This window comes from Sulfurospirillum sp. E15m, from assembly GCF_059415145.1.
The window spans coordinates 154,199-169,376 of the sequence record NZ_JCAHZS010000004.1; the positions used below are offsets into that span (position 1 = coordinate 154,199).

The 15,178-nt window shown below is 34.3% G+C and carries 19 protein-coding genes; 6 read left to right on the top strand and 13 right to left on the bottom strand.

Annotated elements, in window-relative coordinates; translation table 11 throughout:
- Positions 1-135: 135 nt before the first annotated feature.
- The 7 genes from AC5SLP_RS07570 to AC5SLP_RS07600 all read right to left on the bottom strand — a co-directional run bounded on the left by AC5SLP_RS07570 (position 136) and on the right by AC5SLP_RS07600 (position 6,005).
- Positions 136-411, bottom strand: coding sequence for a hypothetical protein (locus tag AC5SLP_RS07570; RefSeq protein WP_495254547.1), 276 nt, complete (start codon positions 409-411; stop codon positions 136-138).
- On the bottom strand, positions 408-1,187 hold the full coding sequence (locus AC5SLP_RS07575) for a nucleotide-binding protein (protein WP_495254548.1): 780 nt from the start codon (positions 1,185-1,187) through the stop codon (positions 408-410). Before AC5SLP_RS07575 ends, AC5SLP_RS07570 begins: the two co-directional genes overlap by 4 nt.
- A 9-nt stretch (positions 1,188-1,196) precedes the next feature.
- Positions 1,197-1,628 (bottom strand): hypothetical protein, encoded by a 432-nt coding sequence (locus tag AC5SLP_RS07580; protein ID WP_495254549.1) that lies wholly within the window; start codon positions 1,626-1,628, stop codon positions 1,197-1,199.
- An 18-nt stretch (positions 1,629-1,646) separates the two neighbouring features.
- Positions 1,647-1,967: a hypothetical protein gene (locus AC5SLP_RS07585; RefSeq protein ID WP_495254550.1), complete on the bottom strand. Its 321-nt coding sequence runs from the start codon at positions 1,965-1,967 to the stop codon at positions 1,647-1,649.
- A 71-nt stretch (positions 1,968-2,038) separates the two neighbouring features.
- The gene (locus AC5SLP_RS07590; RefSeq protein ID WP_495254551.1) at positions 2,039-5,077 is read right to left on the bottom strand and encodes a hypothetical protein; all 3,039 of its coding nucleotides are present in this window, start codon (positions 5,075-5,077) and stop codon (positions 2,039-2,041) included.
- The gene (locus AC5SLP_RS07595) at positions 5,074-5,757 is read right to left on the bottom strand and encodes a hypothetical protein (RefSeq protein WP_495254552.1); all 684 of its coding nucleotides are present in this window, start codon (positions 5,755-5,757) and stop codon (positions 5,074-5,076) included. The genes AC5SLP_RS07590 and AC5SLP_RS07595 overlap by 4 nt, the downstream gene beginning before the upstream one ends.
- A 2-nt stretch (positions 5,758-5,759) precedes the next feature.
- Positions 5,760-6,005: a hypothetical protein gene (locus tag AC5SLP_RS07600; RefSeq protein WP_495254553.1), complete on the bottom strand. Its 246-nt coding sequence runs from the start codon at positions 6,003-6,005 to the stop codon at positions 5,760-5,762.
- A gap of 226 nt (positions 6,006-6,231) precedes the next feature.
- On the opposite strand from AC5SLP_RS07600, the gene AC5SLP_RS07605 reads away from it, so the two are divergent.
- From AC5SLP_RS07605 to AC5SLP_RS07615, 3 genes are all read left to right on the top strand, one after another.
- Positions 6,232-6,792: a hypothetical protein gene (locus tag AC5SLP_RS07605; protein WP_495254554.1), complete on the top strand. Its 561-nt coding sequence runs from the start codon at positions 6,232-6,234 to the stop codon at positions 6,790-6,792.
- A 12-nt stretch (positions 6,793-6,804) separates the two neighbouring features.
- A complete protein-coding gene (locus AC5SLP_RS07610) occupies positions 6,805-7,236 on the top strand; it encodes a hypothetical protein (RefSeq protein WP_495254555.1) in 432 nt (143 codons plus the stop codon).
- Positions 7,237-7,308: 72 nt separating this feature from the next.
- A complete protein-coding gene (locus AC5SLP_RS07615; protein WP_495254556.1) occupies positions 7,309-8,214 on the top strand; it encodes a hypothetical protein in 906 nt (301 codons plus the stop codon).
- Positions 8,215-8,217: 3 nt separating this feature from the next.
- On the opposite strand, the gene AC5SLP_RS07620 is transcribed toward AC5SLP_RS07615, so the two are convergent.
- A complete protein-coding gene (locus AC5SLP_RS07620) occupies positions 8,218-9,342 on the bottom strand; it encodes a tyrosine-type recombinase/integrase (protein ID WP_495254557.1) in 1,125 nt (374 codons plus the stop codon).
- A gap of 326 nt (positions 9,343-9,668) precedes the next feature.
- Between AC5SLP_RS07620 and AC5SLP_RS07625 the strand changes: the two genes are divergently transcribed.
- Genes AC5SLP_RS07625 through AC5SLP_RS07635 form a run of 3 tightly spaced genes read left to right on the top strand, consistent with a single transcriptional unit; the run spans position 9,669 to position 11,453 of the window.
- The gene (locus tag AC5SLP_RS07625) at positions 9,669-9,839 is read left to right on the top strand and encodes a hypothetical protein (RefSeq protein WP_495254558.1); all 171 of its coding nucleotides are present in this window, start codon (positions 9,669-9,671) and stop codon (positions 9,837-9,839) included.
- 2 nt (positions 9,840-9,841) lie between these two features.
- Complete coding sequence (locus tag AC5SLP_RS07630; protein ID WP_495254559.1) at positions 9,842-10,567, top strand: arginyltransferase; 726 nt, start codon at positions 9,842-9,844, stop codon at positions 10,565-10,567.
- Positions 10,568-10,622: 55 nt separating this feature from the next.
- The gene (locus AC5SLP_RS07635; protein WP_495254560.1) at positions 10,623-11,453 is read left to right on the top strand and encodes an adenylosuccinate lyase; all 831 of its coding nucleotides are present in this window, start codon (positions 10,623-10,625) and stop codon (positions 11,451-11,453) included.
- Here the strand turns inward: AC5SLP_RS07635 and AC5SLP_RS07640 are convergent.
- Genes AC5SLP_RS07640 through AC5SLP_RS07660 form a run of 5 tightly spaced genes read right to left on the bottom strand, consistent with a single transcriptional unit; the run spans position 11,450 to position 15,097 of the window.
- Positions 11,450-12,721: an RNA polymerase factor sigma-54 gene (locus tag AC5SLP_RS07640; protein ID WP_495254561.1), complete on the bottom strand. Its 1,272-nt coding sequence runs from the start codon at positions 12,719-12,721 to the stop codon at positions 11,450-11,452. The two genes, AC5SLP_RS07635 and AC5SLP_RS07640, sit on opposite strands and share 4 nt — an antisense overlap.
- Positions 12,722-12,737: 16 nt before the next feature.
- Complete coding sequence (gene lptB, locus AC5SLP_RS07645) at positions 12,738-13,460, bottom strand: LPS export ABC transporter ATP-binding protein (protein ID WP_495254562.1); 723 nt, start codon at positions 13,458-13,460, stop codon at positions 12,738-12,740.
- On the bottom strand, positions 13,447-13,857 hold the full coding sequence (gene tsaE, locus AC5SLP_RS07650; protein WP_495254563.1) for a tRNA (adenosine(37)-N6)-threonylcarbamoyltransferase complex ATPase subunit type 1 TsaE: 411 nt from the start codon (positions 13,855-13,857) through the stop codon (positions 13,447-13,449). The genes lptB and tsaE overlap by 14 nt, the downstream gene beginning before the upstream one ends.
- Positions 13,858-13,868: 11 nt before the next feature.
- Positions 13,869-14,852 carry an anthranilate phosphoribosyltransferase gene (gene trpD / locus AC5SLP_RS07655; protein WP_495254564.1) on the bottom strand — a complete coding sequence of 328 codons (984 nt, stop codon included), beginning with the start codon at positions 14,850-14,852 and terminating at the stop codon, positions 13,869-13,871.
- The gene (locus tag AC5SLP_RS07660; RefSeq protein WP_495254565.1) at positions 14,852-15,097 is read right to left on the bottom strand and encodes an RNA-binding S4 domain-containing protein; all 246 of its coding nucleotides are present in this window, start codon (positions 15,095-15,097) and stop codon (positions 14,852-14,854) included. The genes trpD and AC5SLP_RS07660 overlap by 1 nt, the downstream gene beginning before the upstream one ends.
- Positions 15,098-15,178: the final 81 nt, after the last annotated feature.

Here is a 15,178-nt window from a genome sequence, read left to right on the forward strand (position 1 = left end):
CGACGATACAATCGATATATAAAACATCTAAAAATTTTAGTTGTGGAATATTCCATTCATTTACTATTGATATATGAGTGATATATGGCGATTAATAGTAATATTTGGTTATATATAGTGATTTTGGGCACTTTTCTATAACAAAGATTTAAAATGGTCATTTAGGTCCATTTTGCCTTTAGACTCTTCTTTTTTTTGTTTTTGAGTTGCCGATGCAACTGTTTTTTTAGACAAAAATTTGTGGACATTTGATTGAGAAGTTTTAATGTTTAACACAGAACGTAAGTACTCCACAACTTGTTGCTGTGTATATCCACCTTCAATTAAATCTTCAATTTGTTTACGATGGGCATCTAATTTAGATGCCCTTTTTTTAGGCTTATTTTTTGCCATCCATTCACTTGCTTTCATTGAAAACTCAAAATCATATTTTTTAATTCTAAGATAGGCTGGCATTCAAGATAGGTTTTCGCATTGCGTGAAATTTTCCAGTTTCGATAGATTTTTAGCATTTTATCTTTGTCAGATTTTGTCTTGTTTTTTGCAAATTGCAGAATTTCGTCTTGGTTGTATTGTGTTGCAAGAAGCGCTAAGTCACTGATCGTCTCTTTATTCCTAGCAACGGAATAGGAAAACAGTGTACTTTTAGGGCATATGGCAAAATATGGGAAGATAGTTGAAATATTTGGAATTTCATAGTCTTCGTTACCCTTGATAAACATAATATGGTCTGGATCATTGATATCTGCATTATTGAGGACAACAATGATTTTGGCTTTTTCCGGAAGAATATTATATGTATCGACGAGATTCTTTAATTGTGCAAAATCAGGCGTAAAAGGTATGATGAAAAGCGTATCATCGATTAGATTCTGCTCGATAAACGCATCAATAACTTTTTTTGAATCATCACCGCCGCCGGCGTCAATCACGCTGATTTTATCTTCATAAAGCATATTTGTAACGACAAGTTCCTCGAGCTTTTGCGTACCCTCTTCGATATTAAAAGAGGTGACCTTACCTTTAAGAATTTGTGTATTTAAAAACGTCTCATCAGTTTTATTATTATTATCGATCTCGATAATCTCAAAATTTCTATCCGCTAAAATAGCCGGTAATACATGAAATGCGATGGTGCTCTTTCCTACACCGCCTTTAGTGTTGATAACTGCGATATTCTTTTTCATAGATATTCCTTATTTAAAAAATTGAATCAAACGATAGATTTGATTAAAAAACGGTTGATTGATTGCCTCTAAAATAATCAAAATAGTTGCAACAAACATTGACGATAATGAAGCTGTTATAAAAACAGTGATAAGCTTGGATGTCTCATTCTGTCGGCGTTGATGTAATGCATAAGTTACTTCGTCTAGCTCGTCATTTGATGCTCTAATGTTTTTGATCGCTTCGACCATATACTTTTGTAGCTCACTGACTTGAATTTTGTTGGCAATTTTAATACCTATTTCATCAATGCTCTTGTCGACCTTTGAGAAGTCAATATTTGCTTTTTCAAAAGCTTGAGAAGCTTTATTAAAAGCTTCGATTTTATCTTCAAGGGTAGCAAGTACCACCCTCGCCTCTTCAAAAAATTGGTACGTCTGTTCCGCATCTGTTTGTTTCATTTTTTTATCCTTTTTCTATTAAAGTTTAAAAACTAAATACCCAAGAATATGGCCAATGAGACTGTATGTAAAAAATTTGATTAGAAATTTTTTATGATATTTTTCTTCATTCATTTCCTCTTTATGAAAGGCATTGAAAACCATGAAAGATAATGGAAATCCAAAAAAAATGTAAATTAGCATGAATGATGAGTGAACCCACGCCAAAAAAGCAGCAACCATGATGATTGCTTGCGAGATCTCTGCTTTTATCTCTATTTTAGAAATTGATAATTTTGGGATTTCACGCGTTCTGCGCCAGTCCCACGCGTTGTTCGTTTTTTTGTTCTTTTGAGACATATTTTTTCCTTTGTTTTAATTTTTAATCTAAGGATCCGCCTAGATATACGCGTATCCTCACCGCCAGTTTGTTAGATTTTTGTCATGACTTTGTTCTTTGCTTCTAAAGCGATCGCATTCATACTATGCTGCACTGATGAGCCTCTATGTCCAAAGTACGTTAGTACCCAATCATGAAAGTTCATCATTATGGTGTATGCGAGAAAGATCGTAAAGAAAATTACAAGCATTTCGCCCATTGCGTACACACCGTAGGTGTTTATGCCTGCGATAATGTTATCGATACCGGTAATGTTTGTGATTCCTTCATTTTTCGAATCAAGGCCAACAATAGCGCTTTTCGATGAAAACAGGATAAATTCGGCGAGCAAGCGGTATAACCACAGCATAGCCCCTTTGGCAAACAAGAAGACATAAATCGATAAAACGATGCTGATCGGAGAAAGTGCAAGCAAGCTAATTTTGTAAAAAAATTCCCCGATAGTCGAAGTAGAACTGTTTTTGTCGAACATCAATCCCCAAAGCATAACGGCAGTAGAGATGAAAATGGCAATGATCACCTCAATAAAATAGAAGATGATTTTTGAAACTGTGAATAGCGTAATTAGGGCGACTGCGAAAATTGAAAATATCATGGAGTATAGTGTTAATGAGAGCGCATACGTTATAAGAAAAACCGTAAACGTCTTACCATCTTCCCCATTTGTTCCTTTTATAACTTCGAGTTTATCAAGCGTCGAGATTGAATTCATAATAGTGGTCAAAATTCCCACTGGTGCGAGTCTTTGGATAAAGCTAATTCCGGTAGAAACCTGATTAGCAATAGCGGTCGGTATTGTCGTTTTTTCTATTCCTGTGTAAAGCTCGGTGAAGCCAGGAAACATGAAGTAACCGAAACTTGATACCACCTTTCCTGCAGCCCAGCCTATTGCTGTGCCTGCGTAGCCGCTTACGCTTGGCGCATCGTCGAATAAGCTCTTTATCAATCGCCATGTGTCATTACTCTCATCCGTTTTAATGGAGTCTTTAATTGCCTCACTTCGCCCAGCTTCAAGTTCGTTTCTTTTGACAAGATCAACTTTTTTTACTTCCATCTGTCCCACAGATTTGGTGATGTCTTCGTTGGCAGATTCTTGCTTCATGGAAAATGTTAAGATTTTTTTGGTTTCAAGAATATCGGTAATGCTTGGAACAAGTGCCACGCTAGTCCAGCCCAGCTTGTTATTGATATTTATAACAAGACTAAGAAAGCTGTTGATCTCTTTCATGTCACTATCTAGAAAAGACTGAAGATTATCGGAAATATTATCATAACCTTTTACGATCTCTTTGTATTTAACAAAGTTGTCACTGCTTTCTTTTTGAATTTTTTGAAACAAAGCCGAACAAGTCCCATAATCAACACTGTCGAATCCAAGAGGGTTATTTGTTAAATAGTTGATATTTGCGTCTACACCGCCATAATAATTTGGCAGTGTGTTGTCCTTGGATAAATATGAAAGATAGTTCTTGCCACAACTTTTTTCAAAAAAATCCATTTCTTTTTTAAGGAGTATACTTCTTACCATGAAATCAGAAACATCTTTTTTGAAATCGGCTTTCATTGAGGAAGCGTCATAATACCCATAGGAAGACGAAATGAATTTTAAGTAAGCAAACATCGCATAATCGTTTACTAAATTCGCCCAGTAAGTGCCCAACTGGAAAATATAACGGATACCGACTTGAACCAAAGTCGCATTTTGCATAATTTCTTGCTGCTGTGCTTGCGTAGGTGCATTTGACGGCTGATAGAGGAACCCGCTTGGTATTCCCTTATCTGCAGGGACAATTGGGGCAGAGAAAACGATTAATGCCGTAATGGCAGCCATAAAATTATTTTTAAAATCAAATTGGAATTTAGCATCTGATGCATTATCTCTATCAATCGAACGGCGCATAAAAGCGTATCCAAATATACCAACGGTACCAAGTCCAAAAATCATCGTTACGATATGACTAAAAGCGTACGATATGTTGGCTATTAAGTAATAGTAAAAGCCCCAAAAACGTGCATCAAGACTTTTAAAAACAGAAACAAATTTAGATTCAAGTGATTCAATATCCGTAACTTCTGCTGGCGTAAAATCAATAGTCGTGTTTTTTATTCGGATTTTTCCAGAAGGGTCAATAACTGGATTATCTAGGAATTCAACGTCACCGGTTAAAATGCCTAAAAAGAGCGATGGTAATGTGCTGGTATGGTTTGTGTGTGAATCCAAAGATCCACTTATATCAACTGGTGCAACACTGCTTTCTGATTTGCTGATGTCAGCAATACCTTTCAAGAGATTCGTGTATGTTTTTTTCAAATCAGTTGTTGCATTGATCTGTCCTTCGCTAAACGTATAAATACCATAATTTCCACTATAGCTAATATTTGGCAATGCATTAATATCACCTTTCGTGATAGCGTTCGAGATAGCACTCGCGTCTTTTGCACAAGCTGGGTTTACCTTGTTTAAAGTATAGAATGTTTTTGACTTTAAAAAGCTATATTCACAAGTATAGGCACCCGTGTAAAAATTGATTCCAGTGATCTTTACTGAATAACCTTTTTCACCGTCTTGAGCAGTTAAATTTTGAGGAAAAGATGTATCTTTGATTTCAGAGACTTTTGGACAAGTAAATCCTGAAAAATTACCAACATCGCCTTCTTTGAATGCAACTGATTCAAAATCGCTTTGCTGAATGTTGCTTATACCTTTATTGAGAGTATTTTCATTAAACGAGAGGGCACTCGGAGAGTTTAGGAATGAAGCAGGCATTCCACAGCCACCCGTCGTATTTACGGATGACTGAGACACAGTAGACGTTGCTGTCGGTGTAACCGTTGAGGAATTCGTTGTGGCTGTTAGCGTCGATGTAGCTGATGCGGAAGAAGACATTGATAATGTCGTCCCTTCATATTGTGCAGCAAAGGCAGTTTTTTTTGCTTCTAGTGCAGCACATTCAGCGTCTGTTTTCCCCGTTTCGTTCATGAGCATATTTTGTTGATATACATATTGGACCGTACAATCAGCGTATAGTTGTAGGTATGCGTAAAGTAGTACTAAAAATATTTTTTTCATTTTGAAATTCCATGGGTTGATTTGGTGTATAAGTAAGTTAGGGTTCCCCATACTTTGACTGCATCTTCTGGGGACAAGTCTTGATCCGTTACATTGTTGTGCAAATATCCGTGTCGAATAGATAGGCTTGTATAGCCAGCTACACCTTCCCAAATTTCGCCAGTATTGTTGTATTTATTGATTATTTGGTCTTTTAGACTCTTCTTAGAGAGAGATTTTTTACTTCTTTCATTAATTAATTTATTTATTATTTGTTGACTTGAGTCGCTTGAACTCAATGTGTGATTTAATTCATCGATTTGCAACTGAAGCCTGAGTTGGTTTTTTATTGCACTTTTTTTCCCTCGTAAGCTATTTATCTCTACTTTTTTAACATATGGTTCTTGCCATATATTTAGACTTGGACATATATAGCTTTTACCATTTTCGTCGCGAACTTCTTCAAAAATTCCATACGTTGTTAAGACAGTATTTAATATTGGTATACTAACCCCTATATCGTGGGCAAGAAGATCAACTGCTTCGGCTGGATATCTCATTCCAGGTTGCCCTGCAAGTGTTTCAATCACAAGCATTGCAACTCCATATCCAATACCGCCAGGCAAATCATTCATTAATCTCTTAATTGATATTTCATGTCTAAAATTGGTAGGATGCAAAAAAGCTTTTGGAGTTGTCATCATCAAGCCTTCTCAGTTTCATCAAGCCATTCAGCAATAGATGCAGCAGTCCAAATACGACGTCTTCCAATTTTCTTAAAACGAGGCAGAATATTTTTTTCAATTATTTGTTTTTCTGTGTAGTCCATAAATATTTTATTGGCTTTACTAGCACTTATGCCTATAATGTGTGCCAATGACTTTAAATCTAAGCTAATACCGTGTTCTTTGCAAATTGATTCGAATAAAAATTTTTTATTTTCGTTCATGTTATATCCAATTTTTTATTTTTTGTTATATAGTGTTATATATTTCATTTATTTCGGTCAAATTATAACAAAATAAACAATATATGTCAATATTTATCACAAATAATTATTTATTTTGACATATATTTGCCATTTTATTCCATTCATGTTATAATTATGTCTTTTAGCAGTAATTTGGTACAATATTGTGTTATAAGTTTGTTTGTAATTTAAAAAAGAGGTAAATATGGTTTTTAATGCAGATCTATACATTCAAAGACTTCTTCACCATTTTAATGTTGCTACGCTACTTGCTTTAGCTGATAAAATGAAAACAACACAAGCAGTAATTAGTAACTGGAAAAAAAGAAATGCAATCAAGCCAATAGAAAAGAAGTGTAAAGAATTAGGTATATATGAAGTTATTTTTAATATTGAAAGAGAAGAAATTGAAATTGATGAAGCTGGTAAAGAACATGTAGTTAAGTCTTTTCCATCATACCTTCCCGATTACGAAAGAGCTAAAATTTTAAAAGAACTTGAATTAGAACAAGAACATATGAAACATGAAGAAGATAGAAATATAGGAGAGGAAATTAAAGGCATTACTGAGCTCAATACTGCGGAACAAGAAACAAATGTTTCACTAGATGACCTTGATGCCCTTTTGAAATCTAAATTTGCAGATGAAATCGCAGGTATTGCAGATATTGCCACTCTTTCTATTTTCAAAGATAAACTGTTATCCGCACAAAAAAACAATAAAATGAGTGAGTTTATGACATATTTACTTCAATATAAAATTTAGCATGGATAGTATATGAAAAATGAAATCTTAGAAATTGAAAAGTACGAAGTTCTTGAATCTAGTGAAGATACTATTGAATACCTTATAGCTGAAGAAATAATATGTGAAAATATTGACGGAGCTTCATGCAACTTTATTTTAAGAATATATTTTGAAACTAATCAAAGTCAAAATAAATCTTACAAAATCACAAAACAATTTGCTAATTTATTAGAAAATAAAACTATTTATACCCTTATTGCTGGACCACTTGATGGTTTCTTTATTCTAAAAGTTACACATACTGATGGTTCATTCTTTTTTCAAATAGTCAATTTGCTTGGTAATGTTGTAGAAACTAATATCAAAACAATAGGTGCTGCACACAGTTTAATCCATGAAAGAATACTAAAAAAGTTTATGCAAACTAATCTAAAAAAACATCAAGACTATGAACTAACATAACGCTAGCATCATCCTTCCCTAAATTCAATATGAGCTTTGTAATCTATTACATAATTTTATAAAAGGTTTTTGATGTTAACACTAAAGAATTTTCAAAATATTTTGAGCAAAAAAATAAAACTTATACTTCATATGATTCTCTTTAATCAAACTTTTCGTAATTTAATAGGCATACCACTACTCATTAGTTTATTGGGTGGATATATTATTTTCGAAATACAAAAATGGGATTCAATAAGAACCAAAAAAATTGAATGTTTTGAGAGTATTGTATCAAGTATAAATGAGCTCTCAAAAACAAGATATGATGAAAAATCACTTGCACCTATTACTTTAATTTACAATTTTAATTTTGAAGTTCTCAATTTACTCAAAAGTAAAGATGAATTAGATAAAGATATAAGTCGCCTCAAATTATCACAGATAAGACAAAACTATATCAACAGTTTAAAACAAGATGAAATACAAAAAAAGGTTTTAATAGAATCAATTAAACGACAAGAAATTTTATTAAAAATATACTATGGTTATTCTGTTGAGAATTCTATTTTACCTCTTGGAAAAATAATTTCAACCTTAGAGTCGAATCAGAGAATTAAAAAAAAGCTAGATGAAAAACTTATAAAGATATATGATAAAACATTGGCTGAGATTTTAAAATTGGAACCAACACCAAATAAGCAAAAAGTTATAGAGCAAGTGATAAACCAAAGCTTTAATGAGATAATAGAACAGTATATAGACGAGATGAAACAAAATGAAGATACGATGGTTTTATTTAATGAAGAAGCAAATAAATTCATAGACGTAACTTATAGTGTATTTATTGCTGAACTAAATACTCCTTTGTTTAAGCTAATAAATAAATTTAGTAGAAAAGAGTTCTCTAAAATTGTATATGATAAAAACGTGTCCGACTTGAAATTTGAAATTGTATATGATAAGAATCATAAACCTATGTACAAAGAGGTAAATTAATTTTTAAATATCTAACTCCTTGGTTGCTTCATGTCTTTTGTTAGGTATTAAATGGGCGTAACGCATTGTCATTTCAATAGTTTTATGTCCTAACTGCTCTTTAATTTGTAAGATATCAAGTCCACTGATTGCGAGCCAACTAGCATGTGTATGTCGCAGACTATGAGCTGTGATCTTTTGTTTAGCTTCTTTATCTTTATTCCCTGGTATTATTGCTTCAATCGCAGTATCAAAATGAGCTGGCATTTTAAGTAACTGACCTCCAGTTGAAGTGCTAATGATTAAATCACTCTTTTGACTTTCTGATAGCTCTTTGAGAGATTCTAAAAGACTATCGTTTATAAAAATGTGTCTTTCATTACCTCGTTTAGTTTTTTTAAAAAAAATCGTATTTGTATCAAAATTAACATCTTGCCATTTGAGTGATGTGACTTCTCCTAAACGTGCACCAGTAAGCAGTAAAATTTTAGTTAGATGATAAGTTTGGCGATCTAAGGTCCACAATATCTCAAGCAGCTCTTTAGCTTGCTCTTTTGTCAAAAAAGCCAATCTTGCATTATCAATTTCTGGCATCCTCACGCGACCATTTGAAATTGGATTTGAATAATCTTTGATAAGGTCGTTTTTGAGTGCATAGTTGATAATATGGCGAGCGAGTACTAACTGATGCTTTACAGTTGTATTTGAGATTTTTGCACCCTTTGCGTTCGTTTTAGAAGCCATTTCAGTTTTAAATGATTCAAAGTCTGTGCTTTTAATCTCTTTGACTGCCTTATTTCCTAAAAATGGTTTAATATGCTTCTCATAATTCCATGCATCAGTCTGCCAGCTCTTTTTATTATTTTTCGCCCATTCCAGGTACTGAAGCCAGATATCATCAAATTTGATTTTTTTAACTCTGCCTGCAGAAATTTTTGGTGCTTCTTCGTGCTGTAATTTGTATTTAACTTCAATAAGTTTTGCATATGCATCTCTAGCAGTAAAATCACTGGCAGAAGTTTTTTTACCAACCAATGTTCGTGTAGGTTTACCATCAGCATCTCGATAATTGATATAATAGCTTATGTCACCATTCTTGAGTTCGTTGATCCATACACCTTCATATTTTCCACCTACGGATTTAAGCATATTTATTTCCTAATTTTTTTACTACAATTTTACTACAAAATTTATTTTTTAATAAAAAAAGATGCAAAAAAAAGAAAATAAATAAGTTTTTTAAAGCACTATAAATACGATACTTTGAAAGGTTTTGATAAGATTTAAGAATTAATAAAAAATTGTAAACAATAGACTCAAAATCTAGTATGGAAACATATGCCGGTTCGAGTCCGGCCTCAGGTACCACTTCTTTTTAAATATCCATACCCGACATAGCAATTCTAAGTCTCTTTCGATAAAATTTTGCTATAATCCAAACTATTTATATTATATTTTACATGTAAAGGTCAATGATGCAAGGCAATCTATTTGATGATCTTAAATCGCTTAAAGATAAAATGAATCAAAACGAAAAAGTAAATCAAGAAAAGCTTATTGAAGAGCAAAAGAGAGAAAAAGAGAAAAAATTGCAAAATCAGTTTGAGCTCTTTATGAAAACGTCAGGTGTTCATAAACTCAAATAACAATGGCACTCTTATCACGTATTATTGAATTTTCAACCTTAGAAACAACGTGTTCCTATTTGGATGGTTGCAAAACGCGTATGGAATACAAGTACATCGAAAATGCGACTATGGAACTCAATCAAGCTTTAGTAGAGCGAGGTTGGAGGCGTTTTGGACATTACTATTCAAGACCCCAATGTCCTAATTGTAAATCCTGTTTAAGCTTACGTATTGATGTCAAAAACTATGCATTTTCACGTTCTGCAAAGCGTACTTTTAAAAAAGTGGAAGGCATTCGCTATGTCATTCAAGCACCAAACATCAGTAACGAACATTTAGAGTTATACGATAAATACCATCGTCACATGGAGCAAAAACGTGGTTGGAAATACTATTATCTAAAACCGCAAAGTTATCACGAATTGTATGTAAGTGGCGCACATAATTTTGGTAAAGAAGTCCTTTATTTTTATAATGATAGGCTTATTGGCGTTGATTTAATTGATTTTTTAGACGATGGCATTTCTTCAATTTATTTTTATTATGATCCAGAATTTGATTATTTATCCCTTGGTAGACTCTCTATTTATGAGCAAATCATTCTCGCTAAAGAATATGACCTTGATTGGATTTATCTGGGGTATTATGTGGAAAACTGTCAAAGTTTAAAGTATAAAGCTTCCTATCAACCATATCAAATTCTGCAAGGAAATCCTACGATAGACGAGGATGCTATCTGGATTTAAAAGTTGGAATTCTTTTTGCTTTATTGAGTTATCTTAATGCAAAAAGGATGACTCAATGCACCTCTCAATGACGCACGATATGCTTGCTATCACGATTCAAGAAGATGCTAAAACATTTTATTATCTTCAAAATATTGCTGATAAAAACTTCCGTAAAAAAATTGGTCGCAAAGAGAAAATGATTATATTTAAAGATGCCGATGAATTGGTTCAAAGACGTTATTTTTTAAAATTGGTATCTAAAATTTATCTTCGTAAGACGGGGAACGATGAGCAAGCAAAACTCATTGAACACTCTTTCGATAAAAGTATCAAAATCTCACTCTTAAAACCCAATCAGCTTTTACAAAAGATGCATATTAATGTCAGCATTGAAGATAATTATGTTGTCGTTTTTAATCTAGGATCGCATAATTCACTTTTTGCATCGTATTTGAAAAGTTATTTTAAAGACCATTTGGTACGCATTCGACCTAAAAACGGTACGATTACGCTCTACCCGAATTCGGAACAAACCATTATGCTACTTGATAAACTCTTCGCACAGAAGGAACTCTTTGGCTGTTTTGTTGAATTTAATTATGCATTAGAAAGCTACCAAATATACAAACGTGCTCTCATGGCTAGAAAAGCACGAAGAAATCGACATAATGCCCTCTTCTCATTGCTTGAAGAGTATTTTGGCGTGCTCGGTTGTAAGATAGAAGACTCTTTTGAGACAATTCGCCGCAATTATCTTTCATTGGTTAAGAAGTATCATCCTGATAGCTGTGGATTGTATGACGGAGATTTACATGTAAAGTATGTTGCTAAGTTTCAAGAAGTACAAAATGCCTATGAAATGCTTAGAATGCACTTTAAAAATGTGGATGTTAAAATAGCTTAAACGGTGAGGGTATAAAGTTTTTTGCGCTCGGAAGAGCTGGCGATGTTAAATTGCTGGCGGTATTTTGTAATCGTGCGTCGTACCATTTTAATATTGAATTTTGATTCAATCATCTCTAAGAGTTTTATATCGCTTAGCGGCTTCATTTTATGTTCATTTTTTACTAATTCCAACATGTATTCTTTAATGGCACTGTTGGATATATCTTCTTCTAATGCCGTAGCAAAAAATTGCTTGAGGGGAATGACACCGCGAGAGCATGAAAGATATTTCCCCGCAATAGCACGCGATATAGTGGAAGGATTTCGCCCTAAATCATCTGCTAAATCTTTGAGTTTCATTGGTTTTATGGATTTTCCAAAGAAAAAATCATATTGGTACTCCACAATCATAAGACCAATTTTATACAACGTTGCTTTACGCATTTCAAGGGCATCAATTAAATCTTTTGCGTCTTTAATCTTTTGAGAAACAAAACTATTGGTTTCATCCAACCCTTCTGTATCAATGATGATTTCGGGATAGTACGCATCATTGAGTCTTACTTCAATAGCCCCGTCTAAATCATAAATAAATATATCAGGTATCACCTCTTTTTCATCTTCTAAAAAATCAATTGCCGGAGGGTTGCGAAAGCGTTTAATGATGCTAAGTGCTTCATGAAAAAGAGGCTCTTTATTGAAAGACTCAATTGCTTCAAAATGGATGATAAGCTTTTCCACTATGCCGTATAATTCATCATCAAGCGTCATATCTTGGAGTTGAAATAAAAAGGCTTCTTTGACATCCATTGCCCCTATGCCTAAAGGTTCCAAATAAGAAAAGCGTTGGCGTATCTTTTCAACGTCAGTGTTTGAAACTTGCAGTTTTTGAGCAATCTCGCTTAAGGCTTCCATCTCAAAATAGCCTTCAGCATTGATATTTTCAATGATTTCATAGGCTATTCTTTGTGACTTTTCAGTAGGGAACAGTGGAGGATTTATCTGCTCATGCAGGGTTTGAAACAACGATTTTTTATCAACCGTGAGTGCTTCAATGGTATCTGAAACAGATGTTTTAGAAATTTCGGAAAAAAAACTTTTTTTCTCAAATTTTTTTTCAGGAACTTCACATCCTGAAGTAACGCTTATTAGAGGATTTTCCTGAACAAAAGGCTCAAGAGTTTCGACTAAGGTGTCAAGATTGGCTTGAAGGATAGGAAGCCAACCTCTAAGGGTTGATGAAAATTTTTGTTTGGTCGCTTGTGAACCAGAAACGCGAAGCTTCAACCCTTTCTCCTATGTTCTAAAATCGGAAATCTTCGCCAAGATAATACGTTTTAACTAATTTATCTTGTGCTACTTGATCACTGCTTCCACTGGCCAATAATGCGCCATCTTTAAGTACATAAGCACGATCACAAATTGCCAATGTCTCTCTAACATTATGATCGGTAATCAATACGCCGATATTGAGTTTTGCAAGTTCTTGTACAATACTTTGGATATCCGATACCGCGATAGGATCGACCCCTGCAAAGGGTTCATCCAGAAGTAAAAATTTAGGATGTAAAACCAATGAACGCGCAATTTCGCAACGTCGTCTTTCTCCTCCACTAAGGCTTACGCCATTTCGTTTACGGATAGGTTCAATATTAAGAAGATTTAAAAGCTCCTCAACTCTTTTTAATGCCTCATCTTTATTGGGATAGACAATTTCTGCGGCAAGCATAATGTTCTCTTCAACACTTAAATCTTTAAAGATACTTGATTCTTGAGGAAGGTAACCAATGCCTAGCTTGGCTCTTACATGTAAAGGCACTTGGGTGACATCTTGATTGTCAAAATAGATGTTGCCTGAAGTGGGCGGAATGAGTCCGCAAATCATATAAAACATTGTCGTTTTTCCCGCTCCATTAGGTCCTAAAAGCCCTACGACTTCACCACTTTTGACCTCTAATGAAACTCCTTTAATGATAGGCGTTTTTTTGATGATTTTTTCGAGTTGCTGTACTTTAAGCGTATGCATTGATATGTACCTTATAGTTTCGTTTTGTATCTATGGGTTCGATGTCTATGGTGCTATAACCGATTCCAAAATGTTGTAAAATTTTTTCAAAGTCAGCACCACCCCATTCAATGAGATGGTAGCCTGGAGCGTCAAGCTTTTCAATGAGACCACTTTTTAAAAAACCATCACTTTCACATTGATAAATATCATAATGAAAGAGTTGTCCTTCGTATTCATGAAGAATAGAAAAAGTTGGCGATGAAATAGGTTCATGAATGTCCATTGCTTTTGCAAAGGCCGTTACAAATGCTGTTTTACCACTGGCTAAATTACCACGCAGTAGCACAATTCCACTCTCTCCCAACTGTGCTTTAACATCTTTTGCAAATGCCTCTAAGTGTGCTAAATCACACATTTTTTCGTAAATCATACCAGATAGGAGAGTCGAATAATTTCGCTTAGTTTGTCCCAAGCTTTTTTACTGGCCAATGTTTCATCCATCATCTCTATACCCTCTTGGATATCGCGTGCTTTGCCATCAACGACGAGCGCGCATGCCCCATTTAGGAGTACAACATCACGTTTAGCACCTTTTTCTTCATTTTGGAGAATGGCACGCGTGATATCTGCATTTTGTATACTATCGCCACCTCTAATGGCTTCAAGAGGTGCTAATTTAAGTCCAAAGGATTGAGGGTCAATTTCTCCATCACGCATCGTACCGTTTTCAATCATAGTATAACGTGAAATACTCGTAATACTCGCTTCATCTAGCCCATCTAAAGAGCTTATTACCATGCTTTTTGTTGTTCCTAGTTCTTGTAGTGCTCTGCTGAATCGTTCAATATAGTCCACATGAAAAACACCAATCATCTGTTTTTGGGCATTGGCTGGATTAGCAAGTGGTCCTAACATATTGAAAATAGTACGATGTGAGAGGCTTTTTCGAATAGGCATAATGTGTTTCATGCAAGGATGGTGATTCATAGCAAACATAAAGACAAATCCACACTCTTCAAGCATTTTTACTTGTTTTTCAGGCGTAAGATTGAGGTTGAGACCTAGGGATTTTAAAACGTCGGCACTGCCTGAAAGTGATGTGGCCGAACCGCTACCATGTTTGGCAACTTTGCATCCTAACGCCGCTAAAACAATGGATGTCGTCGTAGAGATATTAAAAGTACCGCTTTTATCGCCACCTGTTCCTACGATATCAATAATTTCAGCTTGTAAATACTGCGGTATTTCTAATTGCACACTATGCTCACGCATTACTTTTGCTGCTGCAGCAATTTCTTCAAAGCTCTCACCGCGCTTATAAAGTTCAACTAAAAAATGTGCTGCTGCTTCTGCCGTTAGTTGATTTTCAAAAAGAGTATTAAATTGCTGATATGCCTCTTGGTAATTCATCACACTTCCCTTACGTATTCGTTTTGTTTTGTTTTTGGTATTGTTTTGGTTTCAGGTATTTGGAGTACTTCATACTTCATTGCTTTTTCAAGATACGTTATAGTAATAATATCGCCTATTTTGACGTCTTTAGCAGGTTTTACAATCACACCATTAATGCTAACAACGCCATTTTTACACATATCTTCAGAGACGGCGCGACGTTTTGTAATATTTACACTGTTTAAAAATTTGTCAATTCTCATACACTATCCTTGATTTGATGCTCATTCTATCAAAAGAATATTTAAACTTGCTTTTTTATTTTTACATGTAAAAGCTTCTTT